The organism is Micromonospora lupini str. Lupac 08 (assembly GCF_000297395.2).
Classification (GTDB): Bacteria; Actinomycetota; Actinomycetes; order Mycobacteriales; family Micromonosporaceae; genus Micromonospora; species Micromonospora lupini.
Genome location: NZ_HF570108.1, coordinates 1,927,060 through 1,953,612, shown reverse-complemented (window position 1 = coordinate 1,953,612; position 26,553 = coordinate 1,927,060). Strand labels below are relative to the sequence as shown.

Here is a 26,553-nt window from a genome sequence, read left to right as displayed (position 1 = left end):
AGCTTCGACCTCACCAACGTCGGCGACCGCGTCGCCGCCGGCGACGTCACCGGCGACGGCAAAGCCGACATCGTCATGGCCTACGACCTCGGCAACGGCACCTTCGGCTTCTACGTCTTCAACCAAGGCCTCACCAGCCTCGGCCGCTGGTACACCTCCGGCCCCTACAGCCTCGGCCCCGTCGCCGGACGCCTCGTCGTCGCCGACTTCACCGGCGACGGCAAAGCCGAACCCGCCCTCGCCCACGACGACGGCGACGCCAGCATGACCATCCACCGCTGGACCAGCACCGGCACCAGCTTCAACCGCACCACCGACTACGTCGGCACCGGCAGCTTCGACCTCACCAACGTCGGCGACCGCGTCGCCGCCGGCGACGTCACCGGCGACGGCAAAGCCGACATCGTCATGGCCTACGACCTCGGCAACGGCACCTTCGGCTACTACACCTTCAACCAAGGCCTCACCAGCCTCGGCCGCTGGTACACCTCCGGCCCCTACCACCTCGGCCCCGTCAACGGACGCCTCGTCCTCGGCAACTGGTGACCTGACCTGGTCGCGCACGAACAGGAACCGGGGATCACCGGCTGCGCCGGTGACCCCCGGTTCGCGTCTGGTCAGGCGGCGGTGGTCTCCTCGGCCTCGACCTGGTGGTTCCAGTCGGCCTTGGTGGAGCGCCAGCCCTCGTCGTCCATGCCGCGCCGCCAGTAGCCGGAGATGGAGAGCCGGCCGACGGGCACGCCCGCTCGACGCGCAGCAGCCGGCGCGACTCCGACCGGTCGATCACCGCGGCGACCGTCGGCCAACCGGCTAGGCGCCGCTGCTCCCGAGGTAATCGGCACATACGGCGAAGCCCGTTACCGACCATTCCGGTAACGGGCTTCTGACCTGCACAAACTGAGAGTGGGCGATGCTGGTATCGAACCAGCGACCTCTTCGGTGTGAAACAGGACGCCGCACCCGCTCTGACCTGCGGCAACCTAGAGCCGCAGGCAGGGGTGGGTGCAGTTGAGCGCCGTTCGATGCCGTTGGACGCGGTTCAGGGCCGTTCAGGGCACCCCGCTGCTCCCCACCTGCTCCCCCCAAACCGGGCTCGCACCAGGCCGCCGACCGATCGTGAGCTTCCGGCCAAGTGCTTCGGTGGACACCAGTGCTGGCTTCCCGCAGCCGCATCGGTCGATCGGGGAGCACGCTCACGATCGCCGCGCCTTGTCAGCGGCATGTCCGGAAGGGCGATCAGGCGTCGAATCACGCGGCGGATTGCCGAAGACGTACAGCATCAGATCTCTTGGCCGCGGTGCGCCATGCTGCATGGTGATGGCCTGCGCAAGGCGGTCACGGTCCGCCTCGAAATCGGCGCAACGAGTTTCGACGTTGACACGATGCTGACCTGGCTGCCGCCCGCGCTCTCAGCACCTGGGCCCCGCCGGATGCCGCACGCCGGACAGGGACCTTGGCGATGCCTCCGGGTGGCATATGCTGCCGCGGCACGACGGGGAGGGTGACATGCGACGGTGGCGGGTATGGGTGGCGGTGGCCGCCCTGGCCGGGGTGACGGCGATGGCGGGGTGCCGGGCACCGGCAGGGCTGGACGGCAACCTGACCGACGACTGGCCGCCCGCCGCGGCGGCCGTGCAGTTCACCCCGAAGGCGGGCGACTGCCACGTGGATCCCGAACCGTCGAGTTACCTGACCAGCTACCACCCGGTCGACTGCGCACGGCAGCACCTGCTGGAGACCTTTTACCTGGGCACGTTCACCGGCCCGGTAGCCGAACGGGAAACCCCGCCGCCGGTGGGCTCGGCAATGCTTCGACCGGCGTTTGCCGAATGCGACGCGAAGGCGACCGCGTTCGTCGGTGGCGACTGGCGGGGCGCTCGCCTGACGGTGCAGGTCGCGCCCCCGTCTCCGGGCGGATGGCAGGGTGGCAGTCGCTGGTTCCGGTGCGACATCTTTGAGCTGGACACCGCCGACGGCGGCTCGGCGCAACGGCATCCGGACGACCACCCGGTGCAGCACACCGGCAGCCTGCGGGACGAACTGAAGGGCACGTCACCGCTGGCCTTCGGGTGCCTGAACGAGGACCGGTACGGCAAATTCGAGCAGAGCACCTGCGCCGGGCCGCACACCTTCGAGTACGTCGGCTCATGGACGGCGCCCGACACCTCGTACGCGGACGCGGACCGCGACGAGGACGGAGCGCACGCGAAGTGCCGGACCCTCGTGGCCCGGTATGCCAAGGTCCCGGTTGACAGCACGCTGCGCTACCGCACGGGCACCTCGTACCTGGTGCCGGCCGAGGAGGCGTGGGCGCGCGGCGACCGGGGAATCCGATGCTTCTACTGGTCAGGAGGCCCGAAGGTGACTCGCTCGATCAAGGGCGGTGGCACAAGGGCGCTGCCGGTCCGCTGAGCGCGCTCCTCGCCGTCTGGCTGGTACGGGCTGTGTCCGGGGGCTGGGCTGTTGCCGGAATTCACGAAGGTCACAAGGCATCGACGTACGGCTCTGCACTGCGGGGGTCGTCGCGTCGACTCACCTACCAGACCGAAACGCCCACGGTGCGTGCTGCAGTCGATCTCAGCACGCACCGTGGGCAAATCATTGGTGTCCGCGGGGCGACACGACCCATTACCCCACCGCCGATGACGCTCCGCGCGACTCTGAAGCTCACGCAAGCCTAGCTGTGGTGATGACCTCCTCGGGCCCGCCGAAGAGGTCACCGAGCAGAGAGCCCTACCCCCTTGGCCGTCGTTGCTCTCCACACTGCAACCACCTATAGCTGGCACGGGTCGCGCATGTTCAGCGGCCGTTCAGGGCAACCCGCTGCTCCCAACCTGCTCCCTCTAAACCGGGCTCGCACCGGGCGGTCACCTGCTCACGGCCAGCACGCCCTCTAACGTCCAGACACGCGGGCCAGCTCGGCGGAACGCCGCGTAGCACGCGGAGTGCGGGAGATCCCGAAACACAGCTTGCTGTTCCTGGGAGTCGCTACAGCAGGTCCAGCGCCGTCTCTGTCCGTGTAGCCAGTACCAAATCCATGACGCCGTCGACGCGGACACTGACCACTGCGCTACCGGGCGACTGCGCCAGCCGGACTAACCAGCGTGGGCGTGCCTGTCAGCGGGTACTCGAACCAGCCGTCGACTGCATCGTCGCTGGTGCCATCGAGTGCGCCGATCAGTGCCACCTCGTCCAGATCGTCGTAGGCATAACCGACGTAGGCACTGATCTGCCGAAGCAACCGAACGAAATGTTCCTCGGCAACCCATCCCTCGACCTGCGCCACGTCGTCGCGAACTGCCCTGTCCTGTGGCAGCGATCCGGGCGGCACCAACTGCTCCGATTGCAGATCGTACGAGTCGAGGCCGTACGCGCCGGCCAGAACAGGGAGCGCACTCATACCTTCCCAGCCGTGGGGAAGGGCCAGACCGACGAATCGATCGACGAGCCCGCCCTCGCCCCATGGCTGCCGCCAACCCAAATCGTTGTGCCACGGTGCGATCATGTCCACGAGGTCCGGCCACCGACGTAACAGCTCGGCGCGAAAAGCCAGAACGCGCTCATCCGGCACCAGACCATCAGCCTTCTCATCCGCGAGCCGATCCGCCAGCCGACGAGGGGCCTCGGTCACCCCAGACGGCCAGAAGTACAGGTCGTAGCTCGCACGAGCAGCGTCGACAACATCGTGGTCGGCCCGATCTCCTCGCTATGTCCGGATGGCACCCGGGTCGCATCGGCGTGAGTAGCACCCGGATCACTGCATGACAGGATGACGGCGTGCCTGACGACTTGGTCCTTCGTGATCCCTGGTGGGATCTGCGAGCTCCCGGCGACGCCGAGCAACAGCAGACCCAAGCAGTCAGCAACGAACTGCTCCGCGAGGTATCACCCGGGCATCCGTTGTACGGCCTGGCCGTCACGGTCATCGCACGATCCGAGGCACACGACGATGTGCTGGTCAAGGTCGGCAGCCGATGGGCGCTGGTCCATCTGACATGGAGCGGACAACCAGAGACCCCACCGTGGCCGACGTGCACCATTTTCGGTTCAGCCACCGACGTCGAGCGCGCGACGGCGCTCGATTGACAGCCGACGCCCCCTTCCGTAGTTCGCGCCGGCCCCCCAGAACCGCGATGCTCGGGCTCGACGTGCGAAGCACGTGCTGCCCAGGATGGTGTTCACCGCTGAATCAGACGTCGGTATCGTGCCCGCCAGCAGCAAGGCACTCCCGCAAGTGGAGGCGAACAGACTTATCGGGAGGACTGGTTCGTGGGGATGGAGCTGATCGGGCGCCGGCTGTCGGTCGAGGAACTGCGGGCCGTGTTGGATGATCCGGCGACCGTAAGTTTGCTGCTCTTCGGCGACCTCGACGATGAAGACGCAGAGATGCCGGATCCCGAGCTGGATCTGCACAAGTCATGGCACGCCCTGCACTATCTGCTGGCGGGTACCGCCGCAGAGGTGGACGATCCAGCCGCTGCGGCCGTCCTCGGCGGCGTCGACATCGGTGAGGAGGGCGGTTACGGACCGCCGCGCCTCCTCGATGTGGAAACAGTCCGCGTCGTCGCCGCCGCGCTCGACATGCTGGACGTCGACACGTTGCGCGCCCGCTTCGACCCAGACGCCCTGGCATCCGCGGACGTATACCCGGGCGGGTGGGCTCGCGGCGTCAACGACTTCGACAAATTCCTCGCGCCGGCCTTTGCCGACCTCTGCCGCTTCTACCGCTCGGCCGCCGGCGAGAACCAGGCAGTGCTCCTTGCCATTGTCTGACATTGCCACTCGGACTCACAACCTGCGGGTATCTCCTCATGACTCCTGCGGCGCTGCCGGCGACGTAGCCAAGAAAACCAACGCTCAAAAGTGCACCAGGCTGCCCGAGGTGCTCCCGAACTGCTGGCACAATCGTCATGTTGGATGATTGTTGGGCGGCGACCAGTGGATAGGGTGCCGCACATGCCATCGATGATCAGGGCCATCACCGAGAACGCCGAGGCCGCCAGCTTCCTGACCTGGCCCGGTGATTTCGAGCTGGACTGCAAGGATCACGTCGAGGACGTCCACCTTGCGTCGGGCGCGGCGCTCGAGGGTTTCGCCGGCGACGGTTCCGGGGGCACGTACTTCTTCTGCGGTGACGGTGGCGAGGAACGGCCAATCCTCTATGCGGACTCGGAAGGCGGCGCGACCCTCGTCGCGATCGGCGTGCAGCAGTTGCTGCAACTCCTGCTGGTGGCGCCTTGGTGGCGTGACTGCCGCGCGTTCACCAAGGAAGAGAGCCGCAAGCTGGCCGCCGAGTACCACGACGACATGCCCGACCTGGTGGCCCGGCGCGACCGGGCGGCCACGGCCCTCGGCCTCGACCTTCCCACCGAGGCCGAAGCACTCACGACCCTGCGCAGGGTCGCCACCGAGGCCGGGAGGGATTTCGTCCTCGTCTTCACCCCGGAAGGCACGCCGTACGAGAGGCTCATCGGCGATTGACCGCCGTGATCACCGCGCCGGCTGGCTGGGCGGGGACGTCAGCGCGTCTTCGCGGGCACCGGCAGGTCGGGTAGCGGCGGGGCGTCAGCGAACTCGTCAGTCCGGCTGATCTGCCACCCTACGAGCGCCGGCGCCGCCAGCCGGCTGACGTTCCAGGCGGCGATGACGACGGCGATGACGAGCGACACCGCCGCGGCGACCAGCAGCCACCGCCGCAGTGACATCCGGCGGCCCGAGCGCTCAGGGCGGGGCAGGTCGTCCGGACGCAACGCCCACAGCGGGGGCCCGTTCAGAGCCACGACAAGACCTCCTGCGCAACGGCGGCGGCTGACTCGACCATTGGGGCGTCGGCGGTGTCGTACGCCTCGTATGCGACGACCACCCCGTAGGTGCCGAGACACGTCGAGAAGTTGACGCGCCGTCCCGTCGCGGCATCACCGGCCAAGAAGTAGACCGCGCTGTCCCCGAGCGCCAAGCGATGATTCCGTCCGTTGAAGACCGTCTGCAATCCGTCCCGGTCCACGCAACGCGGGCCGCGGCCCTCGTGCCGCCCGAAACGCCCGAGTGACACCCACAGGTAGGTCGCTCTACTCTGCTCGCTCTTAACCAGACAGTAGATCGTGCGCAGGCCGGGGGCGTTCTGCTCTCCCACCTGCGGGGGACCGTGCGCGGGCACGAGGCGGTCGATCACCTCCGTCCGCACGAGCGGGCAGACTGCCGCAGGCGCAGGCGGGTCCACCGTCACGTTCCGCCAGCCCTGCCACACGCCGAGGGCCGCCGCGGTTCACCGCTCGCCACTTTCAGCCACGTCGGAAAACGTGCCGAGACGCAGCCGCGCTGCTACGTGGTCGACGAACCAGGCGAAGAAGGTGCTGGTCGGGCCGAGGCCTACGCGGACCGCGCTGCGCCAATCCGGCTGGTCGAGTACTGCGAGGTAATGCTGGACGACGTGGTCCCGCTGCTCCGCAGTGCAGCCACACCGGTTCGGAGGCTTGGCCGTCAGATAGTTGGCGATGATCGCGGCGTCGACGTATCGGTCCGCTGTCGGCGGCTGGTGGGCGAGGTGAGTAGCATGCGCGGCCAGCACGGCGGGTGCCGGCGGGTAGTGCTCGAGAGCCATGCCCATGCCTTCGCAGTCGGCCATGGTCCTCAGGAGCCGGCCGGCGTGATCGATCAGCTCGTCGTCGGCATCGGTGCTGGTGATCGCTTCGTGCAGGTGCGCTGTGGTGGCAACCTTGCCGGCGAAGTAGCCGTTGAGGTAGTCGCCGTCGCAGGCGTGGCGCAGTAACCATGCCCGGGAGTTGGGGGCGCCTTGTCGGCATAGCGCCTCGACGACGTATACCCGGCCCCAGCCGGCGACGCGCTCGGCGAGCCATTGCAGCGCTTCGGCACCTCCACGGCGGCGCTGCAACGCCTCGGCGGCCAAAGGCCCGAAGTGGTTCGACAGCAGACCGATGGTTTGGATAAGCGGGATGTCGTCCCGGGCCGAATCGGCGGCCAGCAGCGCGAGCCCGACCGTGGCGGCATTGCGGTCGTTGCTGTGCCGCACCAACCACCGGCCGGTCTGCCGCATGCGCTGCCGATCCGCGCGCAGCGCCGCGGCAAGGATGTGGTCGTTGCGATGGATCGGGACGTAGACATCGCGGAAGGCGTCGACAAGTTCACTCGCCTGCGCGTCAGGCTCGTTGAAGTGCCTGTCGAGGATGACAGCGACATCGGCCCCGTAGAGGCGTCGATCCCTCGCACGTCGGTACGACGGCCGCGAGCGGTGACGGTCATGGTCCGGATACGGTTCACCGGCGCGAGGCAGAGCACCGTCGGGATGTTGCTGATGGAGACGCAGAGCGTGCTCGAACAAAGCGATCTGGGGTCCGAGCAGTCCAGGCTCGGTCATCACGCTCACCGGCGGACGGAGGACTCGATTCTTTCGATCATGGCCGCGATGATCCCACCTTCGCGCACCCTGCAGCAAGCTGGACCGCGTACTCGACTAGGACTGCTTCGACCTCGCCGCAGAGCCCGACTTCGCCAAGCTCTTCCGCTGTTCACCTGCAGTGGGAATGGATGGGCGCCCTGCGCAGGACGCCCAGTTCACACCAGGGACCGCGCCGGCGCTCCGGACGATCGCACAGGTTCTCGCCGACCAACTCTCCGACTGTACGGACTCAGCCGGCGATTCCCGTGGGTCTCGCTCGGCCACCACGTCTGGCAGGGTGACCGGAACCGCTGGCTCCCCGACCGCCGGGATCCACCACTGCGTCATCTCCGGCCGACGCGCCGGCAGCACCGGCGCGAGGAGCTCGAAGAGCCGGGTCGCCTGCTCCGGGCCGTACTCGTCCCAAGTCTTCGTCGCCAGCAGCCACCAGCAGCGAGCGGCTCCACCTCGACGAGCGCGCCAGACGTGCGCAGGCGATCAGCACCGCCGACCCGCTCGGCCATCTCGTCGCTGAGCACGGTCAGCCAACCGTAGTTGCGCAGCACCTCGCCCGGGCGCTTGCGGTAGTCAGTCGAGCAACCGCTGAGCGCCGCCTCCAGCGGCGTATCCGTCAGCGAACCTCGTAACGCGACGGCGACCGCCACCGGAGCGGCCAAGTCCGCCACATCGCGGACGGCCGCGAGGAGCGCTCGCTCACCGCCGGGATCATTGGCCACCGCGTCGTCGATGGTGCTGACGAGATCGACGCAGCCCTCGTCGCTGACCGCACTCACGAGGAAACTCGGCTGGTTCAACCGTCCCTGCTCGTCCTTGGTCCGCGCCTCGAAGGATGCCGCGTCCGGGATCTCGCCGAGACGACGCAGCAGTTCGTCCCACAACCCCCGTGAGTAGGTTCCCGTCCACTTGCAGGGCTCCCGATACAGGTCATCGAACACTGCTCAGCGAGTTGTGCACCGTGCCGGGAGGCGACACGGGCGGATCGAGGTTGGCCTTCGGCACCGCGCGCACGGCGGCGCCGAACGCGCCGTGCAGTTTGAGCCGATAAAGGTAGTCCACACGCTGAGCACTTCAGGTCCGCCGAAGTGGTCACCGTTCAGGAAGCCCTGCTCCGAGGATCGCCAGTGGGATCTGGGTCTCAGCTCGCGCGATCCGTACCGACGCCACCGCGACGACAGCCAGAGTCGTGGCATCGATATCGCCGTCGCTGGGACCGCGTCTGGTCGGTCAGCAGGACCGATGCCTGAGGCACCGCGCACGGCCGGTGGCATGCCCGGTCGGATCCTTAGACGCAACGCGTAGTCGTGCAGTTGAAGACCCGGGCGATCGAGCGCCCATGCTTTCGCTGCCGCCCCGACCCGGTACCGCCGCAGCGGCTTGCCCGCGACGGTTTCGATGTGCGGTGAGGTGACCGCTTGCAAGGCCTCCCAGGCCATGCCCGCCAGAAGGACGAAGTCCCGCCTCACGCAGTCCGCTTCGTCTTCAGGGAACCACCTGAACGCCAGCCTGCCCGGCGACATCGCCTCGGGCCGTTCGGCCGTTGCCCGGTATCGACCGTCGGTAGTGGCGAGTACAGCTTCGTCCGTGGTCACAACGGAGGTGTGCAGGTACTGGATGAGGGGACCCACGGTTCCGCCGTCACGGCCGAGCAGCCGCAAGAACGCCTGCGTGCGGTCGTGGCGCATCGCGACCGGCAATGAGTCGTGCAGCATGATGCTCCGAGCACGCTGATCATGGGTTTCCCACTGCCCGAGATCGGCAATCGCGGGCCCCAGCGCCTCGTCGAATACCGCCTCGTCCTCGGGCAGCATGAAAGTGCTGACCTGTTTCGAACGCGATCCCGGTTCGAACATCCGGCCATGATCGCAGACGCCCCCTCGCTCTTGACAGCCGCACGTACCCGATGCCCCTTTCGGCCGTTAGATAGGAACAGGCGGTTCGCTAACTCGCTACGCGAGACCCAGAGCCGGCCGGAGCCCGACCGGAGGAGCCGAGGTGGTACGACGGGGTCGCCTCGCGACAATGGTCGTGATGGGTGTGCTGCTCGCCGGATGCAGCAGGCAGAGCCACCCGGAGCGCCCGAATCCGCAGCCGATCTCGGGAACTAGCGGGCCTGGGGCGCCGTTGGCGCCGGAGTCACTGATCGGTTCTTGGACGATCGCTGACGTTGCTGACCCCGGCGCGGGCACGATCCTGCGCCTCGCGGACCGTGATCTGGACCTGGTTGGTAGCCGCTGCGGCACTCTGGGCGGATCCTGGCGGGCCAGCAGCGACGGCACCTTCCTCGCGGACATCTTCACGGCCTCCACCGCCGCGGTCGAAGGCCTCCCCGGCTGCGCGAAGGCGAGTCAAGAAACTCCTGAATGGCTGCGCCGGGTCACCGCCTACCAGTTCGACGGCGCAGGGCAACCCGTGCTCCTGGACGCACGAGCGCACCCGGTCGCCCGGCTGATCCCCGGGGCGACACCGACGCCCGAGCCCGACAAGGCCGACGACGTACTGGAACCACCGGTGATCACCGACGAGGCCCGCCGGGCCCTGACACCAGCGGTCGCCCTACCGACGAAGCTAGTTCCGGTAGACCGAACCCGGCTGGCAGGTCGCTGGGTACCCCTGACCGGGCACAAGGCCGCGTACGTGAAGTTCACGGCCGACGGTGAATGGCGCGGATCCGACGGCTGCAACGACGAGAGCGGTCGGTGGATCACCGCCGCCAACGGCACACTACTCACGACCGCAAGAGGAATTACACTGATGTTTTGCGCCGACAGTGTGTCGGTCGGAGGATGGCTCATGACGGCCAGACGAGCAGGTTTCGACGGTCACGTCCTCGTGCTCCTCGACGCCCAGGGCGCGGAGACAGGTCGGTTGTTCCCCGCGAACTAAACGCCGTCCCGTCGACTGCGGCTGTCCACCATCGGTTGGCGGCTGCACCGGCGCGCGCCCGGTCGGTCAACAGCACCGCCAACATCATGCTGAACTCCGCGTTGCTGGGCCCGACGCCCCCAGCGGTCAACCTGACCTGTGAAGCGGTCGCGACGGACGACAGCGTCCGCACCACCGTCAAGAACCGAACCTAACAGCCACATCTGCGAGAGGCCGCCGCCTCCACCTGCCTTCGGGCGGGCGGAGGCGGCGGCCTCTCTCTGCGTTTGCGGCGTGCCCACCTGCGGGAGTCGGGCTCCGGCACCGGCTGCCCCTCGGTCATCTCCATAAAGGTGGACCGGACACGGCGCCGAGTGCGGCTGGAGCCAGCGTTGACGCGTTGTTTGATAGCCCACTGCGAGCCGCCCGATTCAACAACGCCGACATCCGCGAAACTCCCACCGCCTGTGGATGCGGCGAATTTTGCGAGGACGGATCCGCATTTCGACTAGCTCCAGCCGCAGTACCGCTGACCGCAGTGCTCTTGCCGGTTTGCCAGGCCTGGCGAATTGCCATAGCGAAGGCGACCGCGACGAGGGAGCCGGCGAGCTGATGAAACGCCATGGGCAGAGTGCCGGCTAGGCTGACGATCGTGGCGGGGGCGGCTTGGTGGAGGTTACAGCTTGGCCGGGTAGCCGCGCCGGGCGCGGCGATCGTCCTGGCGCTGGTCGCGGCCGACTACAGCTGGCGTCTACACGTGGAACGTCGGAACGCGATTGAGGCTGCCGAGGCCAAGACGGTGCTTGTGGCCTATCTGGAGCGGGTTCGCAACGAAGACTTCGACGGGGCCTATCTACTGCTATGCAGCGATGTGTTGGAGAGCTACTCCGAAGCCCAGCACGAGGAGTTCCTACGGACCCAGCCACCGCTTGCCAGCTTCCAGCTCGGAGAGCCGCAACGACAGTCGAGCCTCGAAGGCACGTTCTTGGTCTACCGGGCACAGCTAACATCGCCTGACGGGGCAAGCCAAGTCAACAGCCTCGCAGTCGCGCTGCACTCCGATCATGATCCTCTGGTCTGCGACGCGCCCGACTGGCGCAAATGAATGGGTCAGTGACGCACAGCAGTTGACCGTCGGCCGGCCTGTGCTCCCCTCCTGGTCTGCACCGATCCACAGTCGGATAGTGGGCTACGCCGTCAACACCCGAATGAAGGCTCTCGTGGACTTCGCGGCGAACCCTCAGCCCGCGTCGACGATTTCCACTGCGGGTGCGAAGTGGCGGACCGCCGCCTCGATACTCGGGCGGTGCAACCGCCAGAAGGTCGCCGGCCGGCTGTCAGCGATCACGGCCCTTGGCACGTGCGGGACGAGCGCCTGGTTCATCCGCCGCAGGCCGCGCGAGCGCGCCGAGCCCGGCAGCGGCGGCAGACCCGGGCGCCGCTGCAGGCCGACGTACGGGACCGAATTCAGGCCAACCTGCTGCGTCCACAGCACGACAGCCTCAATGTCGGACCACGGCACCACCGCGGTGTGCGAGGACGGCCAGGGCGGCGTCTGCCCCAGGGTGACCCCGGCCGCGTCAACGCGCAGCGCCACACGACAGCTCAGCACGCTGACGAGCCGCAGCAGCAGGAACACGCCACCAAACACGGTGACAGCCAAGCCAGGCAGTGGTTCGTCACGCAGAAGTGCGACGCCTACGGCGACGAAGACCACGCTGGTAGGCATCAGCAGCAGGTCGCCGCGGGTGAAGCCGAACCGCTCCTCGTACACCTCGCCCGGCGCGATCGTGCTGCCCTCGGTCTTACCGCGAGAGAACGGCATCGTCGGTCGCTGAGTGACCGCGACGTAGGCGAAAGCTCCCAGCCAGCCGGCGACCGCGAAGCTGACCACGCCGGCCCACGGGAACGGCAGTTCCGCCAAGACCAGCCGGTACAGCAGCAGGTACGCACCGATCGTCACCGCCACAGCGACGCCAAGCGCCCACCAGCGATGCCGTGGACGGACCACCACCTGCCACCAGCACAGCAGCAGCGGGCCGCCCGGAACCAGCACCGCCGGACGCATCCACAGGTCCGGGTCACCGCCCCTCACCGCGCCGACCACAACGAGGACGCCAAGCATGAGGACCGTCGCAACGGGCGGCCCCAGGATCGCCCAGCGAAGGCGCAGGAAATTCGCGTCGTCCGGCACGCGGGAACAGTACGGGAAATTGCACCGGACAGCTCGCGCCCGGGGTGATCAACCTGATCATGCACTCCAGCTGCAACGGCACGCTGGCCACGGCCATGGCCCGAAGCTACGTCAACTGCTCCCCCAGGCACTGCGGCCCAACACCGTCCGATAGCCATCGAACCTTCGGACGGCGAACCGCCCGTTGACGCAGATCTTAAAACCGCCGTCGCCCGCGCCCGTCGGCACCATCGAGCGCTCAGTTCGCCGCGTCCCGCCGACGAAGCTTTGCGCCCGACAGACGATGGACCCGCCGGTCCAGCGGGGATGTAGCGGGGCGCTTCGTCCGGCGAGGTCGATCCGCATCCGCGGCCTCGGGCGGCTGTCGGTGCTGAGCCGCTGGCCGCTGTCGTCGCCTCGGCCCGTTGCTGTCGCCGTTGCTGTCGACAGCCCACCGCGCGCTCGCGCCGGCCGCACCGGACCGCCTGATAACCGCTGTAACGGTCACGGTGTATTGGGGCAGGATCATCGGCCGTGACACTTGTCCTGCCGCCGCGCCTGACAGCCTCGGCTCAGAGCTTGCGCGACACCGCTCACCGACGCGGACTACGCACCGTCCAGCTCCGCACGTTCGAAGTACCCGCCGGCATGCGTGCCGATCACCTTCACGCGGGGCCGAGCTTCGCCGACGTCGTCGCACCGCTGCTCGAAATCGCGCCCCTGGAGGCTGAACCTGGCTGGCTGACTGGCCTTCCTCGTGAGCTCACCCGCCGCGAGATCACCATGGTCGCCATCGGCGAGGCCTACGGACTCCGTCGACCGGCCTTCATCAAGTCGCCCAACGACAAGAACATCCCAGCGATGATCTATACCGATGGCTCCCGCCTGCCCGGCCCGGACGCCGTCGACCCACGGACTCCAGTGCTCGTCAGCGACATCGTCGATTTCACCGCCGAGTACCGGCTGCACCTGCTCGACGGTGCTGTCTACACCGGCAGCCAGTACGCCGCGCACGGCCGCTTGCACCTCGGCCCTCCGTCGACCGACGCGCTAGCCTTCGGCGCCGACCTCATCGCCGGATACGGGCACACGCTGCCCTCCGCCATCGTCGTAGACGTAGGACTGCTCGACGGCTGGTGGGCCGTAATCGAGGCAAATGCCGCATGGGCCAGCGGTGCTTACTCAGCGGATCCTGATCTGGTTCTCGATGTCGTCCTCCGAGCGGCCAGTCCAACGGCTTCGGTCACCGCCCGCGACCGACAATTCATCCGACGGTCTCAGCTAACCGCTGGGCTTTCGGATCGGTGAGCGCCACCTCGTCGAGTTGAAGCGGAACTAAGGGCCGCTGCCGCACCACCAGCGGCGATGCTGTCCGACACATGCTCAGAAGGGCGTCTCGGGCTGCCATGGTTGCTCGCTGCTTGACGACGTTCACGGTGTCTTGTGCCCCATGGCTCGACGCAGCGTGGTTTGCTGCCGGCACCCGACAGCCGACCGCGAGGGGATCGACATGGCATTGACCAGGGAGGGCTCAAGGCTCATCACGGTCGACGGCATCGTCTACAGGTGGCGAGTACGCGGGAAGCCAACCTACGCCCAAGCGCTCTGCGAGCGACCACTTACCCTCGCCATCGAGCAAGCCGACCGCAAGGGCAGCGTGCTGCTGGTCACCATGCCTCAGGACCATCCGAGCAACTGGATCGGTGGCCCGCCCGTCCCTGTTCTACCGTCGACGGTCGCGGCAGTCGTCCGCAAGGCTCTAGCTGAGGGATGGCGACCTAACCAGCCAGCGGCGGCCTTCCACATGGCTGCGCCCGACCTATCGCCGAAGCCACGGACTCCTTGACCCCCAGGCAACGATCAGGGCCCGTCAACCTGCCTTAACGCACGCCCTGAGCTGGCGTCGGCCCCCCCGTCGTCCGCCAACGTCCAGCCGTGTACGCCGTGATCGTCACCCAGTTAGTCACTCAGGCTGATGGACGTCGTGCTCGGCGTAGTAGATCACAGCTCCAACAGCTTCCAACGCTGTCGGCTGCCGTCCATCACGCCAGAGCGACCAGACCTTTAAGACCTCCTGGGCGAGATCCACCTCAAGCAAGTACTCATGATGGCGGGCGGGCTGCTCGTCGTCGTGTACCTCGGCCACCGAGTCGGCCCGCCACGGCCTACTCGCGTAGATCACTCCGCCGTCGAGTTGGCCCAAGCCCTGCACCACCTCGCCTAGTGGTCGCTCACGCACAGAGGCAGCCTAGACCCGACCCCCTGTGCCCACGGCAGACGTTGATGCGGAACTCAGAGCCGCTACTCCGCCACCAGCGGCGACGACGCTCAACACCTGCTCACACCGCATCCCGGGTTGCCAGCGTTGATCGCTGCTTGACGGCGTTTCACGTCATCTTGTGCCCCCTGTGTGCCCCGGCACTGCCGGGAGGCTCTTTGCCCGCGTCTGACCTTGGGTCCTGGCGGCAGAGGTGCAACGACTCAGGCCTTGGGTCGGTAACCTCGCGCCGTGACGTCTGCTGATCAAGAAGGCTGGTCGTTCGCCACAGCTCGGGTCCCGGCCCAGTTCGGCGCTGCGATCCAGCCGCTCACACCCGGTGTGCAGCACGCTTGGGGCGACGAGGAAACCCTGTGCGGCCTCGTCGAGGACCAGATCGAGTTGTACCTACACCTCTTCGACCGTGAGGACGCCTCGGCCTGCCCCACCTGCCGACAGCAGGCCGTCGCCGCCCCGACCCAACCCTGCGGACAGGAACGCCTGCACGACCGGGTCCTAGCGGCTGCGGCGGGACCAAGGCGCGAGGAACTGCTCGACGCTCTGCGCCGAGGTGCCGAGATCAAGCTATGGATCAACGGCCCCGCCGCCAGCCTGGCCAAGCACTACGCCGAGCTGGACCGAATCGTCGAAGGCAGCCCCGCCCTGATCGCGGCGCTCAGCGTCAACGGATCGGTCGGGCTTGCCAAGGTCGAGCACGGACCGTGGCAGTTCATCGTCGTCCTGCCCGACCACGGACCTCCCCTGATCGCTCGCGCAACGGCCGACCGGTAGGCACCGGCCGCCACCGCCGGACAGCAGGCGGCGCAGCAGACGCCCTCGAACTCGCCATCCCGTCCGCCATCGACCCGCCTACACGGGGAGCGGGCCGCCGCCCGGCCCGCCACGTCAAGCGGACCTTGACGCAGGTTCGGACGCTGGCGGGTCGGGCGGGGGTCTGCTCGGCTTGCCCGGGTCGATGGCGGGCGGGAGGGCCTACCGCAACCACCCACGGACCGTGACCCGCCGACGGAGCCCCGGCCATCCTGGAGCCGGAGCGCCCCCTCGCACAGAGGCGACAGCATGGTCACGGCCACGGTACGGCACGAGTCGGGAGAGGTCGCTGCGCGCGGAACGATGGGATTGGCCGGTACGGATGCGGTCGCAGACCGGATCGAAACCATGCCGGCTCACCGCCGCAAGGGCCTAGCCAGCGCGGTCATGAGTGCACTAGTCCGTTCCGCGATTGAAGAAGGCGTCGAACAGGGCATTCTCATCGCCAGTGAGGACGGTCAACGTCTGTACAGGACGCTCGGCTGGCAGCCGGTTGCCGATGTACTGATCGCAACGACGTCTGGCAACGCGTACCCGTCCTGACGGCGCAAATATTCGCGGCCCGGCCCACGCTCCTCGTCGTCGCCAAGGGCTGTCTCGTACCTGGGTGCCGGCAGCAGCAGACGGACAAGTCCTCGCAAAGGCACAAAGCCAGTCAGGTCAAGAGTCACGTCCGCTGCTACCGGCCATCAGCCCATCACCATCAGGCCAACCCGGCCAGCCTCACAGTGTCACGGCAGGGATCGCCGAACGGGTCGGCGGAACCTTTGACGTCACCTCGGCCTCAGGTGGCAACCACGCCGAGATCGCCTCGACGGTGACCGGACCCGCCGGGCGGATCTTCGTCAAGGCGGCCTCCGGCGAGCTGAGCGTTCGGTCGCTGCGCTACGAACTCGCGGCCACCCGAGCCATCGACCGACACCCGCCGGCGGTCCTGTGGCAGTTCGAATCCGATGGCTGGCTGGTGGTGGGGACCGAACATCTTGCCGGTCCCCACCCCGACCTGTGACCCGGCAGTAGGGACCTCGATCTGCTCCTCGCCGCGCTGAAAGCACTTCAAGCGAAGCGGTCGGCCGAACTCCTCAACTAGCCAGCAGGCCCGCTCGCGACCGCACATCAGGTCACTCAACCGGACAGGTCCATGGCGGCCCGAACACAGAACCAGCCGCGCTGCTCCCCATCTGCTCCCAATGTAAGCGGCACATACGGCGAAGCCCGTTACCGACTATTCCGGCAACGGGCTTCTGACCTGCACAAACTGAGAGTGGGCGATGCTGGTATCGAACCAGCGACCTCTTCGGTGTGAACGAAGCGCTCTCCCACTGAGCTAATCGCCCTCAGCGCCCATGACTCTACCCGATCGTGGAACCGGACCGGAAATCCGGGGTCAGCGCGCCCCGAGGTACCGCATCGCCTCGGCCACCACGTCGATGCCGAAGCTGAGCTTGAGGGAGAGCCAGACCACCACGCCCACGAAGACCAGGCCGACCGCGCCGAGCACGAGGCGCACCGGCAGCGACTGCCGCGTCACCCACTGCGTCCAGCCGTGCACGTGTCGGCGGGTGAAGCCGAGCAGCCGGCGGGCCCAGTGGTATTCGACGGCCCAGATGCCGAGGCCGGCGATGACCAGCAGCCAGCCCGGCCCGGGCAGCGGGATGAGGGCGATGCCGATGGTGACCACCAACGCGCCGGCGATCGCAATGAAGATCTTGAGGGCGATCCGGCCGGTGGGGTTGGCGCGGATCAGGTCGAGGGTCGTCGAGATGCGGTCCCGCCAACGTGGGCGCCGGGGCGGTTCTCCGACGACGGTGACCCCGCCGGGGCGGCCGGCGTCGGTCGTCGACCGTCCGGGTCGCTCGGGCTGCTCCATCGGCACGTCGTACCCCCGCTTTTCGGCTGCTCGGACCGCGACTTTCGGCGGACCGGGCGCGGTCACCGGATCCACTGAGGATCGGTTCGTGACCATTTCACCCCCCAGTGTCGCTCGGGCCCGTCACTGCAACGGCCGACTGGACGTTACCGGAGTAAGTCGACGACTGAGCCACCCGACGCCGGGCGGAATCACGCACTGGGCAGAACCGGAAATCCTACATGAATGCTCACATTCACGCGGCCTTTCCGTCCCCCTTCCCACCACTGGGTGAAGTCAGCGTATGGCGGAGCGTAGCCAGGAGTAGCACCTGAGTATGGGAAAAGCGGGACACGCGCGTTCCGCAGCGGTGCCGGGGGGAGAACGTCCATGAGTGTCATCCGACCGACGACCGTAGAGGTCGAGACGTCGCTAAGGCTCGTCGCACCTGACGCCACCGCCTTGCCGGTGCGTGCCAGTCTGCGTTACGACCCTGCTGACCCGTACGCGGTCCATGTCCTGTTCCATGCCGAATCGGCAGGGGGCGAGGCGGTGAGCTGGTCGTTCGCTCGCGAACTTCTGGTCACTGGCCTGGACGAACCGGCCGGAATCGGCGATGTGCGGGTCTGGCCCTGGGCCACACCGCGCGGCGATTTCGTCGCGCTGGCCCTCTCGTCACCGGACGGCAACGCCCTCTTCGAGGTGCCGCGCAGCGTCCTGGTGCGTTTCCTTCGACGGACGTACGTCGTCGTCCCGCGCGGCCGCGAGGCCGAGCACCTGGACGTCGACACGGCGGTGAACCGGCTGCTCGCCGGTCGCTGAGCACCGCCCGAACGGGCAAGAACCGGCCAGACGGGGCCGCGCGGATCTGCCGAGTCCGCGCGGCCCCGGCATACCCGGGAGTACGCGGGCAGCCCGACCCGGGTCGGGCGGAGGCGCCGCCCGGCCGTGGCCGACAGGTGCTCAGCCGTGGGTGGTGATGCCGCCGTCGACGGGGATGACCGCGCCGGTGAGGTACGCGCCGGCCCGCGAGGAGAGGTAGATGGCGGTCCCGGCCATGTCCTCCGGGCGACCGATGCGGCCCAGCGGCACCTGCTGCTCGATGGCGGTCCGGCTCGCCGGGTCGTTCAGGGCGAACGCCATCATCTTGCTCTCGAACGGGCCGGGCGCGATCGCGTTGACGGTGATCTGCTCGCCGGCCAGTTGGTGGGCGAGGCTGCGGGTGAGCATGTGCACGGCCGCCTTGGTGGCCGTGTAGGCGTACACCTCCATGAACGGCACGCGGATGCCGTCGATGGACCCGATGTTGATCACGCGGGCGGGGTCGTCGGCGCTGGCGGCGGCGCGCAGCGCCGGCAGCAGCGCGGTGGTGAGCCGGAAGACGGCTTTGACGTTTACCGCCCAGAGCTTGTCGAACGCGGCCTCCGGGTAGCTCTCCAGCGGCGCGCCCCAGGTGGCGCCGGCGTTGTTGACAAGCACGTCGAGGCGCTCGACGCGCTCGCGGACGGCGGCGGCCAGCGACTCGGCGCCCGCGTCGGCGCCCAGGTCGGCGGGGATCGCCTCGCAGTGGCCCTCGGCGGAGAGTTCCTTGGCGACGGTCTCGCAGACGTCCGCCTTGCGGGACGAGATGATCACGCGGGCGCCGGCCCGGACGAAGCCCTGGGCGATCATCAGCCCGATCCCCCGCGACCCACCGGTGACCAGGACCGTCTTGCCTTCGACCGAGAACAGCTGCGTCATGCCCATCCCATCGCGTGTCGGCGGGTCCGCCGGGCGGTCGGGCGGACGGCGGACGCCACGCGGGCCACGGACCGCACAGCGCTACCGCCGGGTAACGTAGCCCGGCCGCGGGGACCGCGACAAGCCTCGGCGCCGCCGCGTACGGAGATCGGGATGCGGTGACCTGCGGTTCGGGCTACCGTCGCAGACGATGGTCTCCACCGATCCCTCCCCCGCGCCATCGATCGGAACGGCGTCACCCGTACCCGACGAGATTTCCACGTTCGCGCTGGCCGACCTGGCCGGCGACCCCGGCTGGCGGCGGCCGGTGTTCGTCGAGCGGGAGCTGTTGATCCTCACCACCCGGGGTCACGGCGACGCCGAGCTGGATTTCCACCTGCTGCCGTGCCGGCCCGGCACGTTGCTGCGGATCCGCGCCGGTCAGGTGCTGCGCTGCGCCGGCCCGCAGTTCGACGCGACGGTGGTCGGCTGGACCGCCGAGGCGCTGGACGGCCTGGCCGTCGACCCGGACGCCCCGCAGACCTGGCGGCAGTTGGCCGGCGAGGACGAGGACGCGGTGATCAACGAGGTGAGCCAGTTGGCGGTGGACTGCCAGCGGCACGGCGACGGCCCCGCCGGTCGTGCGCTGCTGCGCCACCAACTCGCCGTGCTGCTGCTGCGACTGGCGCTGCCCGGTGTGGCGCGGTCCGGGCACCGGCCGGAGGTCGAGACGTTCCAGCGGTTCTGCCGGGAGGTGGAGCACGGCTACCAGGTGACCCGGCGGGTCGAGGACTATGCCGCCGCGCTCGGCTGCTCGGTACGCACTCTGACCCGGGCCTGCCTGGCCATCACCGGTCGCAGTGCCAAACAGGTGATCGACGAGCGGGTCGCGTTGCAGGCAGCCCGGCTGCTCGCGGCGAGCGACGAACCGATCGCGCAGATCGGCCGTCAGCTCGGCTTCTCCGAGCCCACCAACTTCGGCCGGTTCTTCACCCGCGAGATCGGGGTCAGCCCGGGCGCGTTCCGCGCCACCCGCGATCAGCCGGTCGCCGGCCGGGTGGTCCGACCCCGACCCGCGGTCGAGCCGACGGGCGCCAACGGCGGGCGGTTCCGCACCGGCACGGCCGTCGAACCGGCCAACGGCGGTCACGCCACGCGGTCCGGGACGCCCACCGGGCCGGGCGGCGGGGCCGGGCGGGCATGATGGCGGGGTGCAGATCTCCGCGCGCGGCGACTACGCGGTACGGGCGGCGCTGAGCCTCGCGACCGCGTACCCCTCGCTGTTGTCCACCCAGGCCATCGCCGCCGAGCAGGACATGCCCCGCAAGTTCCTGGAGGCGGTCCTGGCCGATCTGCGCCGGGCCGGCATCGTGCGCGCCCAACGCGGCGCCGAGGGTGGCTACACCCTCGCCCGTCCGCCCCGCGAGGTGACCGTCGGCGCGGTGCTGCGCGCGGTGGAGGGCCCCCTCGCGGGCGTACGCGGCCTGCGCCCGGAGGAGACCCGCTACGAGGGCGCGGCGGAGAACCTGCCCGGCCTGTGGGTGGCGGTACGCGCCGCCGTCCGGCGGGTGGTCGACGAGGTGAGCCTCGCCGAGATCGTCAGCGGGCGGTTGCCCGCGCACGTGCGCAAACTCACCGCCCTGCCCGACGCGTGGGAACCCCGCTGACCCTGGTCACAGGGTGTGGATGACGTCGGCCGTGGGCAGGCGGGGCAGCCGCTCGCGCCAGGCGTCCGGGCCGGGGTGGCCCACGCTCATCAGCAGCAGCGCCTCGTGCCGCCCGTCGGGAAAGAACTCCCGGGTCACCCCGGCGGCGTCGAACCCGGCCATCGGTCCGGCGGCCAGCCCCGCGGCGCGTACGCCCACCAGCAGGTAGCCGATCTGCAGGGTCGCGTTGAAGCGGGCCTGCTCGGCGCGCGCCGCACGGTCGGCGAGCCAGTCGCGGGCCTGCGGGCGGTGCGGGTACAGCTCGGGCAGTCGCTCGTGGAAGTCCACGTCGGCGGCGAGCACCGCCACCAGCGGCGCGCTTGCCGTCTTCGCCCGGTTGCTCGACGACACGTACGGCAGCAGCCGCGCCCGCGACTCCGGCGAGCGCAGCAGCAGCACCCGCAGCGGCTGGCCGTTGTAGGCCGTCGGTCCGTACCGGATGAGGTCGTGGATGGCCGCGACCTGGGCGTCGGTGACCGGCTCGTCGGTGAACGTGTTGGCCGTGCGGGCCGCCCGGAACAGCAGGTCCTGGGCGGCCCGGTCCAACGCGAACAGGTCGGCCGCCGCGGGCGCGGTCATGCCGGCGCCGCCGTGGTGTAGCCGCCCTGGTGGTGCACAAGCGGCCGGCCGTCGCCGCCGTCGCTCAGGGCGAGCGGTTCGGCGATCACCAGCGTGTGGTCGCCGGCCGGGACGCGGTGCACCACCCGGCAGAGCAGCCGGGCCAGCACCCCGGTCAGCAGCGGCACCCCGAACGGGCCGGGTGTCCAGTCCGGGTACGCGGCGAACCGGTCGATGCCACTGGTGGCGAAGACCGTCGCGGCCTCCCGCTGCTCCGCGGCGAGCAGGTGGACGGCGACGTGCTCGGCACGGGCCAGCACCGGCCAGCTCGACGACGCCACGCCGAGGCAGAACGAGACGAGCGGCGGGTCCAGCGAGACCGAGGTGAACGAGGTGGCGGTGAACCCGGCCCGGATCGGTGCGCCGATCCCGCCCAGGCAGGCCGGATCGGTGGCGCGGGCCACCGCGGTGACCACTGTGACGCTCGTGGCCTGTCGGCGCAGCAACGAGCGGAACAGGTTCCGGTCCACCGGTCGCAGCTCGGCGGCGTCCGTGACCGGACGCTCCACGGTGGTCACGCCGGCACCAGGGCCGGCGCGGCGTACGAGCTAGCCGGTCGGGGCAGGCCGTAGTGCTCGCGCAGGGTCGCGCCGGTGTACTCGGTGCGGAACAGCCCCCGCGCGCGGAGCACGGGCACCACGTGGTCGACGAAGTCCGCGAGCCCGCCGGGCAGGTGCGGCGGCATGATGTTGAAACCGTCGGCCGCGCCCTGGGTGAACCACAGCTCGATCTGGTCGGCGATCTGCTCCGGGGTGCCGGCGACCACGCGGTGGCCCCGACCGGCGCCGAGCCGACCGATGAGCTGCCGGACGGTGAGCCGTTCCCGACGGGCCAGGTCGGTGACGAGCTGGTAGCGGCTCTGGTGGGCCTGCATGCTGCCGGCGTCCGGCAGGTCGGGCAGCGGCCCGTCCAGCGGCAGGCCGGTGAGGTCGATGCCGAGCATCCCGGAGAGCTGGGCGAGGGCGTAGTCGGGGACGATCAGCTCCTCCAGCTCGGCGGCGAGCGCCCGCGCCTCGGCCTCGGTGCCGCCGAGCACCGGGGCGATGCCGGGCAGGACCTTCACCAGGTCGGGGTCCCGGCCGGCGGCGACGACCTGCCGGCGCAGCTCGGCGTAGAAGCCCTGCCCGTCGGCGAGGGTCTGCTGGGCGGTGAAGACGGCCTCGGCGTACCGGGCCGCGAAGGCGATCCCGGCCGGTGACGAGCCGGCCTGCACGAGCAGCGGCCGGCCCTGCGGCGGCCGCGGGATGTTGAGCGGGCCGCGGACCTGGAACTCCGGCCCGCGGTGCGCCACCTCGTGCACCCGGTCGGTGTCGGCGAACACCCCGCCGGAGGTGTCGAAGACCAGCGCGTCGTCCTCCCAGCTGTCCCAGAGCTTGATCGCCACGTCGACGAACTCGGCGGCCCGCCGGTACCGGTCGGCGTGCGCGGGGTGGCTGTCCCGGTTGAAGTTGACCGCCTCCCGTTCCTGGGCGGAGGTGACGATGTTCCAGCCGGCCCGACCACCGCTGAGATGGTCCAGGGAGGCGAACTTGCGGGCGACGTGGAACGGCTCGTTGTAGGTGGTGGAGACGGTCGCGATGAGACCGATGTGCTCGGTCACGGCGGCCAGCGAGGCCAGCAGGGTCAGCGGCTCGAAGACGGCCTGGATGTTGTGCCGGGGGTTCGGCCCGACCGAGAGGCCGTCGGCGAGGAACAGCGAGTCGAGGGTGCCGCGCTCGGCGATGCGGGCCAACTCCTGGAAGTGCCGAACGTCGGTGACCCGACGCGGGTCGGTGCGGGGGTGCCGCCAGGCGGCCTCGTGGTGGCCGACGCCCATCAGGAACGCGTTGAGGTGCAGGGTGCGGGTCATGGGTTTCTGTCCTATCCGGCGGAGACGTCGACGCGCCAGGTGGAGAAGCGGCGTTCGAGGGCGACGAGGAGCTGGTTGACGACCAGGCCGATGGCGGAGATCGTGATGATCCCGGAGTACATGTCGGGGATCGCGAAGTTGTACTGCGCGTAGTTGACGAGGTAGCCGAGCCCGGCCTTCGCGCCGACCATCTCGGCCGCGACGAGCACCAGGATCGAGTACGCCCCGGCCAGCCGGACGCCTGTGAAGATGGTCGGCACCGCCGCCGGCAGGATCACCTTCTGGAACAGCCGCAGGTGGTTGAGCCCCATCGAGCGCGCCGAGCGGATCAGCAGCGGGTCGACGCCCTTCACGCCGGCGATGGTGTTGAGCAGGATCGGCCAGGAGCACGCGTACAGCACGAGGGCGATCTTGGAGGTCTCGCCCAGGCCGAGGATGAGCACGAACACCGGCAGCAGGGCCAGCGCGGCGGTGTTGCGGAACACCTCCAGCAGCGGGCTGAGCAGCTCCGCGAGCGGCCGGTACCAGCCGATCAGCAGCCCGAGCGGGATCGCGGTGAGCACGGCCAGGCCCAGCCCGGCCAGCGACCGGGTCAGGCTCGCGCCGACGTGTTCGGCGAGCTGCCCGCTGCGCAGCAGCTCCCACCAGGCGACCAGCACCTCCGACAGCGGCGGCAGGAACACCCGGTCGACCAGGCCGAGCCGGGGCGCGACCTCCCAGACCGCGGCCAGCGCGACGATCGCGACGCTGCGGTGCAGCACCCGCGCGCCGAGGCCGAGCAACCGACCGGTCAGGCCGGGGGCCTCGGGCGCGGCCACCGCGTCGGGCACGGCGGTCGGCGCCGCCAGCCGGGTGGGACGTTCGACGATGTCAACCAACGCGGGCCTCCTCGGGGTCGGCCGCCGTCGGCGTCCCGCGCCGCGCGTCGGCTCCGGCCACGGCGGGAGTACGACCACCTGCCGCACCGGTGTGGGCGGCGCGGCTGCCCGCAGCGCCTTCGGCGGCCTGGGCGGCGCGTACCTCGTCGCGCAGCAGCGTCCAGATCTGGTGTCGGTGGTGGCGGAACGCGTCGGTGGAGCGGACGTCCTCGACGGCGTCCCGGTCGCCGAGGTCGATGTCGATGACCTGCTTGACCCGGCCGGGTCGGGAGGTCAGCACCGCCACCCGCTGGCCGAGGTGGACGGCCTCGTCGATGCCGTGGGTGATGAACACGATGGTCTTGCCGGTGCGGGCCCAGATCCGCACCAGCTCGTCCTGCAACGAGTCGCGGGTCTGCGCGTCCAGCGCGGCGAACGGCTCGTCCATGAGCAGTACGTCCGGGTCGTACGCGAGGCTGCGGGCGATGGCGACCCGCTGTTTCATGCCACCGGACAGCTCGTGCGGGTAGCGGTCGGCGAAGCCGCTCAGGCCCACCAGGTCCAGGTGGTGCGCGATCTTCTCGGCGCGTTCGGAGCGGGGCACGCCCTTGGCCTCCAACCCGAACGCCACGTTGCCGGCGGCGGTGCGCCAGGGCAGCAGCGCGTACTGCTGGAAGACGATGCCCCGGTCCAGGCCGGGGCCGGTGACCGGCCGGCCGTCGACGAGCACCTGACCGCCGGTGGGTGGGATGAGCCCGCCGAGCAGGTCGAGCAGGGTGGACTTGCCGCAGCCGCTGGGGCCGACGACGACGAGGAACTCGCCGGGGCGTACCCCGAGGGTCACCTGGTCCAGCGCGGTGACCGCGCCGGCGGTCCCACGCCGGGTGGCGCGGACCGGGAAGGATTTGCTCACCCGGTCGAAGAGGATCTTGTCGGTGCTCACGCGTCGCCCCCGTCCACGAAGGGGTTGAACCGGTTGGTGAAGATGTCGGACGGCTTGGGACGCTGGCCCTTCAGCTCGCCCTCGGCGGCGAGCCAGTCGATCCAGGTGCCGAACTCCTGCTCGCCGATCACCCCGCCGCGCCCGGCGACGCCGCTGCTCTTCCAGTACGCGACGAGCGACGGGTCCTCGTTGCGGCCACGCTTGGCGATGATGTCGCGCATCCGGGCGACAACGGTCTCCCGGGGCTGCGTGCGGGCCCACTCGATGGCCTTGCCGACCCCGGTCACGAACGCCTTGACGGTCTCCGGGTTGCGCTTGATGAAGTCGTCGCGGAAGACGTACGTGCCGGCGCTGAACGCGCCGAGCAGCTCGTAGTCGGTGACGATGGTGCGGATGCCGCCGCCCGCGATCGCCTTGTCCCGGATGACACCGCCGAGCACCGCGACGTCGATCTGCTTCTGCCGCAGCGACTGCTCGGCGTTGACCGGCGGCAGGGCCACCAGCTCGACCTGCTTGATCTCGGCGGGGGTGAGCCCGCCGCGCGCCAGCCAGGTCTTGAGCACCGCCTCGGCGTGCGCGCCGAGGGTGTTCATGCCGACCTTCCTGCCGATCAGGTCCCGAGGGCTGCGGATCGGGCTGCCGTCGAGCACGTAGTAGCCCTGGAAGGTCTGCGCGTCGGAGCCGTAGTAGCTGACGACGGCCGTGATCGGGGCGTTGGCGGCGGCGAGTTTGACGATCGCGCCGTTGAACGCGCCGCCGAAGTCGCTCTGGCCGGTGGCGGTGGCCTGGATGTCCTGCGGGCCGCCGGTGACGTTGCCGATCCAGGTGAGCCGGACGTCGCCGAGGTAGCCGAGGTCGGCGGCGAGTTCGGGGAGGGTGACCTGGCCGACGGAGCCCTGGTAGCGCAGCTCGGTGGTCTGCCCGGCCTCGGCGTCGCCGCCGCAGCCGGCCGCGCCGGTGAGCAGGGTCAACGCGACGGCGGCCGCGAGGGTACGCAGGAGGGCACGACGGGGTGGGGACATGGGGAGTCTCCTGATCTGTCCACGATGGGAGCGCAGGGCGCCCGGGTGGGGGCGCGGAGGCACGCCGCTCCGCGGTGAGCGGGCGAGCGGTGAGAGTGCGGCGACGGAGCCGAGCCGGAGCGAACCCGGTCAGCTCAACAGAGCGCGCTCGCGTGCCGGACCAGGTCGACGTGCACGCAAGCGATGAGGAGGAGCTCATCCCGCTGCGACATGACCTCATGCTGCCGCCGGTGGGATCGGCCGGTCAACGGTCTTCCAGAAGGTGAGACTTTCATCGCTGACGATGTTACGAAGCGCCCCGAGCAGCGTTTACCGCCGCGCAACACCTATCTGGTGGATAGAGATTGCCGGGGCGGGCGGCGGCACCGTCCAACCGGGACCGGGAGAGGGTTTCGGAATTCGCCCGTTCGGGAATGTTCGATCTCGACACGGCAGGGAACGGTGACGAGG

30 protein-coding genes, 1 tRNA gene and 1 pseudogene are annotated in these 26,553 nt (G+C 69.4%); 14 read left to right on the top strand and 18 right to left on the bottom strand.

Annotated features, from left to right (window positions below):
• On the top strand, window positions 1-546 hold a 546-nt coding region (locus MILUP08_RS35815), incomplete at its 5' end, for a VCBS repeat-containing protein (protein ID WP_237747050.1).
• Window positions 547-617: 71 nt separating this feature from the next.
• Here the strand turns inward: MILUP08_RS35815 and MILUP08_RS34440 are convergent.
• A pseudogene (locus MILUP08_RS34440) lies at window positions 618-772 on the bottom strand (siderophore-interacting protein); the annotation flags it as partial.
• A 734-nt stretch (window positions 773-1,506) separates the two neighbouring features.
• Here MILUP08_RS34440 and MILUP08_RS10175 point away from each other — a divergent pair.
• Window positions 1,507-2,412, top strand: coding sequence for a septum formation family protein (locus MILUP08_RS10175; protein ID WP_007457282.1), 906 nt, complete (start codon window positions 1,507-1,509; stop codon window positions 2,410-2,412).
• 658 nt (window positions 2,413-3,070) lie between these two features.
• On the opposite strand, the gene MILUP08_RS10170 is transcribed toward MILUP08_RS10175, so the two are convergent.
• A complete protein-coding gene (locus MILUP08_RS10170) occupies window positions 3,071-3,631 on the bottom strand; it encodes a hypothetical protein (RefSeq protein ID WP_039905759.1) in 561 nt (186 codons plus the stop codon).
• Window positions 3,632-3,777: 146 nt separating this feature from the next.
• Here MILUP08_RS10170 and MILUP08_RS10165 point away from each other — a divergent pair, with 146 nt between their 5' ends.
• From MILUP08_RS10165 to MILUP08_RS10155, 3 genes are all read left to right on the top strand, one after another.
• Window positions 3,778-4,086, top strand: coding sequence for a hypothetical protein (locus MILUP08_RS10165; RefSeq protein WP_007457279.1), 309 nt, complete (start codon window positions 3,778-3,780; stop codon window positions 4,084-4,086).
• A 189-nt stretch (window positions 4,087-4,275) separates the two neighbouring features.
• Window positions 4,276-4,773, top strand: coding sequence for a YfbM family protein (locus tag MILUP08_RS10160; protein ID WP_144057093.1), 498 nt, complete (start codon window positions 4,276-4,278; stop codon window positions 4,771-4,773).
• Between the two features lie 183 nt (window positions 4,774-4,956).
• Window positions 4,957-5,481, top strand: coding sequence for a hypothetical protein (locus MILUP08_RS10155; RefSeq protein ID WP_007457277.1), 525 nt, complete (start codon window positions 4,957-4,959; stop codon window positions 5,479-5,481).
• Between the two features lie 38 nt (window positions 5,482-5,519).
• On the opposite strand, the gene MILUP08_RS10150 is transcribed toward MILUP08_RS10155, so the two are convergent.
• From MILUP08_RS10150 to MILUP08_RS35205, 5 genes are all read right to left on the bottom strand, one after another.
• The gene (locus MILUP08_RS10150; RefSeq protein ID WP_007457276.1) at window positions 5,520-5,780 is read right to left on the bottom strand and encodes a hypothetical protein; all 261 of its coding nucleotides are present in this window, start codon (window positions 5,778-5,780) and stop codon (window positions 5,520-5,522) included.
• The gene (locus MILUP08_RS10145) at window positions 5,771-6,184 is read right to left on the bottom strand and encodes a hypothetical protein (protein ID WP_039905754.1); all 414 of its coding nucleotides are present in this window, start codon (window positions 6,182-6,184) and stop codon (window positions 5,771-5,773) included. Before MILUP08_RS10145 ends, MILUP08_RS10150 begins: the two co-directional genes overlap by 10 nt.
• Before the next feature lie 81 nt (window positions 6,185-6,265).
• Complete coding sequence (locus tag MILUP08_RS10140) at window positions 6,266-7,375, bottom strand: hypothetical protein (RefSeq protein WP_007457272.1); 1,110 nt, start codon at window positions 7,373-7,375, stop codon at window positions 6,266-6,268.
• A 365-nt stretch (window positions 7,376-7,740) separates the two neighbouring features.
• Window positions 7,741-8,352 (bottom strand): hypothetical protein, encoded by a 612-nt coding sequence (locus MILUP08_RS10135; RefSeq protein WP_007457270.1) that lies wholly within the window; start codon window positions 8,350-8,352, stop codon window positions 7,741-7,743.
• Between the two features lie 3 nt (window positions 8,353-8,355).
• Complete coding sequence (locus MILUP08_RS35205) at window positions 8,356-9,267, bottom strand: hypothetical protein (RefSeq protein ID WP_007457269.1); 912 nt, start codon at window positions 9,265-9,267, stop codon at window positions 8,356-8,358.
• Between the two features lie 178 nt (window positions 9,268-9,445).
• Here MILUP08_RS35205 and MILUP08_RS10130 point away from each other — a divergent pair, with 178 nt between their 5' ends.
• Window positions 9,446-10,300, top strand: coding sequence for an META domain-containing protein (locus MILUP08_RS10130; protein WP_167626037.1), 855 nt, complete (start codon window positions 9,446-9,448; stop codon window positions 10,298-10,300).
• 631 nt (window positions 10,301-10,931) lie between these two features.
• Window positions 10,932-11,384, top strand: coding sequence for a hypothetical protein (locus MILUP08_RS10125; protein ID WP_144056894.1), 453 nt, complete (start codon window positions 10,932-10,934; stop codon window positions 11,382-11,384).
• 135 nt (window positions 11,385-11,519) lie between these two features.
• Here MILUP08_RS10125 and MILUP08_RS10120 read toward each other — a convergent pair whose 3' ends face one another.
• Window positions 11,520-12,473 carry a hypothetical protein gene (locus tag MILUP08_RS10120; protein ID WP_007457258.1) on the bottom strand — a complete coding sequence of 318 codons (954 nt, stop codon included), beginning with the start codon at window positions 12,471-12,473 and terminating at the stop codon, window positions 11,520-11,522.
• Window positions 12,474-12,986: 513 nt separating this feature from the next.
• Here MILUP08_RS10120 and MILUP08_RS10115 point away from each other — a divergent pair.
• Window positions 12,987-13,760, top strand: coding sequence for an ATP-grasp domain-containing protein (locus tag MILUP08_RS10115; RefSeq protein ID WP_039905746.1), 774 nt, complete (start codon window positions 12,987-12,989; stop codon window positions 13,758-13,760).
• Between the two features lie 655 nt (window positions 13,761-14,415).
• On the opposite strand, the gene MILUP08_RS10110 is transcribed toward MILUP08_RS10115, so the two are convergent.
• Window positions 14,416-14,691: a hypothetical protein gene (locus tag MILUP08_RS10110; protein WP_007457253.1), complete on the bottom strand. Its 276-nt coding sequence runs from the start codon at window positions 14,689-14,691 to the stop codon at window positions 14,416-14,418.
• Window positions 14,692-14,961: 270 nt separating this feature from the next.
• On the opposite strand from MILUP08_RS10110, the gene MILUP08_RS10105 reads away from it, so the two are divergent.
• The 3 genes from MILUP08_RS10105 (at window position 14,962) to MILUP08_RS10100 (ending at window position 16,549) form a co-directional block, all read left to right on the top strand.
• Complete coding sequence (locus tag MILUP08_RS10105; RefSeq protein WP_144056893.1) at window positions 14,962-15,501, top strand: hypothetical protein; 540 nt, start codon at window positions 14,962-14,964, stop codon at window positions 15,499-15,501.
• Window positions 15,502-15,789: 288 nt separating this feature from the next.
• Entirely contained in the window at window positions 15,790-16,083 is a 294-nt protein-coding gene (locus MILUP08_RS34430; RefSeq protein ID WP_007457249.1) for a GNAT family N-acetyltransferase, read from the top strand.
• A 64-nt stretch (window positions 16,084-16,147) separates the two neighbouring features.
• Window positions 16,148-16,549: a hypothetical protein gene (locus tag MILUP08_RS10100; protein WP_237747049.1), complete on the top strand. Its 402-nt coding sequence runs from the start codon at window positions 16,148-16,150 to the stop codon at window positions 16,547-16,549.
• 256 nt (window positions 16,550-16,805) lie between these two features.
• Here the strand turns inward: MILUP08_RS10100 and MILUP08_RS10095 are convergent.
• Window positions 16,806-16,877: transfer RNA gene (locus tag MILUP08_RS10095), tRNA-Val, on the bottom strand.
• A 50-nt stretch (window positions 16,878-16,927) separates the two neighbouring features.
• Window positions 16,928-17,485 carry a TIGR02611 family protein gene (locus MILUP08_RS10090; protein ID WP_039905742.1) on the bottom strand — a complete coding sequence of 186 codons (558 nt, stop codon included), beginning with the start codon at window positions 17,483-17,485 and terminating at the stop codon, window positions 16,928-16,930.
• A 294-nt stretch (window positions 17,486-17,779) separates the two neighbouring features.
• Between MILUP08_RS10090 and MILUP08_RS10085 the strand changes: the two genes are divergently transcribed.
• Complete coding sequence (locus MILUP08_RS10085) at window positions 17,780-18,211, top strand: SsgA family sporulation/cell division regulator (RefSeq protein WP_007457244.1); 432 nt, start codon at window positions 17,780-17,782, stop codon at window positions 18,209-18,211.
• Between the two features lie 141 nt (window positions 18,212-18,352).
• Here the strand turns inward: MILUP08_RS10085 and MILUP08_RS10080 are convergent, their stop codons facing one another.
• Window positions 18,353-19,129, bottom strand: coding sequence for an SDR family oxidoreductase (locus MILUP08_RS10080; RefSeq protein ID WP_007457240.1), 777 nt, complete (start codon window positions 19,127-19,129; stop codon window positions 18,353-18,355).
• 190 nt (window positions 19,130-19,319) lie between these two features.
• Here MILUP08_RS10080 and MILUP08_RS10075 point away from each other — a divergent pair, with 190 nt between their 5' ends.
• Together MILUP08_RS10075 and MILUP08_RS10070 are read left to right on the top strand one after the other, a co-directional pair.
• Window positions 19,320-20,312 carry a helix-turn-helix transcriptional regulator gene (locus MILUP08_RS10075; RefSeq protein ID WP_007457239.1) on the top strand — a complete coding sequence of 331 codons (993 nt, stop codon included), beginning with the start codon at window positions 19,320-19,322 and terminating at the stop codon, window positions 20,310-20,312.
• A gap of 7 nt (window positions 20,313-20,319) precedes the next feature.
• The gene (locus MILUP08_RS10070) at window positions 20,320-20,775 is read left to right on the top strand and encodes an RrF2 family transcriptional regulator (RefSeq protein ID WP_007457237.1); all 456 of its coding nucleotides are present in this window, start codon (window positions 20,320-20,322) and stop codon (window positions 20,773-20,775) included.
• A 6-nt stretch (window positions 20,776-20,781) separates the two neighbouring features.
• Here MILUP08_RS10070 and MILUP08_RS10065 read toward each other — a convergent pair whose 3' ends face one another.
• Genes MILUP08_RS10065 through MILUP08_RS10040 form a run of 6 tightly spaced genes read right to left on the bottom strand, consistent with a single transcriptional unit; the run spans window position 20,782 to window position 26,103 of the window.
• Window positions 20,782-21,393 carry a malonic semialdehyde reductase gene (locus tag MILUP08_RS10065; protein WP_007457235.1) on the bottom strand — a complete coding sequence of 204 codons (612 nt, stop codon included), beginning with the start codon at window positions 21,391-21,393 and terminating at the stop codon, window positions 20,782-20,784.
• Window positions 21,390-21,950, bottom strand: a complete 561-nt coding sequence (locus tag MILUP08_RS10060) for a flavin reductase family protein (protein ID WP_007457233.1) — start codon at window positions 21,948-21,950, stop codon at window positions 21,390-21,392. The genes MILUP08_RS10065 and MILUP08_RS10060 overlap by 4 nt, the downstream gene beginning before the upstream one ends.
• On the bottom strand, window positions 21,947-23,281 hold the full coding sequence (locus tag MILUP08_RS10055) for an LLM class flavin-dependent oxidoreductase (RefSeq protein ID WP_007457231.1): 1,335 nt from the start codon (window positions 23,279-23,281) through the stop codon (window positions 21,947-21,949). Before MILUP08_RS10055 ends, MILUP08_RS10060 begins: the two co-directional genes overlap by 4 nt.
• 11 nt (window positions 23,282-23,292) lie before the next feature.
• Complete coding sequence (locus MILUP08_RS10050; RefSeq protein WP_007457229.1) at window positions 23,293-24,159, bottom strand: ABC transporter permease; 867 nt, start codon at window positions 24,157-24,159, stop codon at window positions 23,293-23,295.
• Window positions 24,152-25,081 (bottom strand): ABC transporter ATP-binding protein, encoded by a 930-nt coding sequence (locus MILUP08_RS10045; RefSeq protein WP_007457227.1) that lies wholly within the window; start codon window positions 25,079-25,081, stop codon window positions 24,152-24,154. Before MILUP08_RS10045 ends, MILUP08_RS10050 begins: the two co-directional genes overlap by 8 nt.
• Window positions 25,078-26,103 (bottom strand): ABC transporter substrate-binding protein, encoded by a 1,026-nt coding sequence (locus tag MILUP08_RS10040; protein WP_007457225.1) that lies wholly within the window; start codon window positions 26,101-26,103, stop codon window positions 25,078-25,080. Before MILUP08_RS10040 ends, MILUP08_RS10045 begins: the two co-directional genes overlap by 4 nt.
• Window positions 26,104-26,553: the final 450 nt, after the last annotated feature.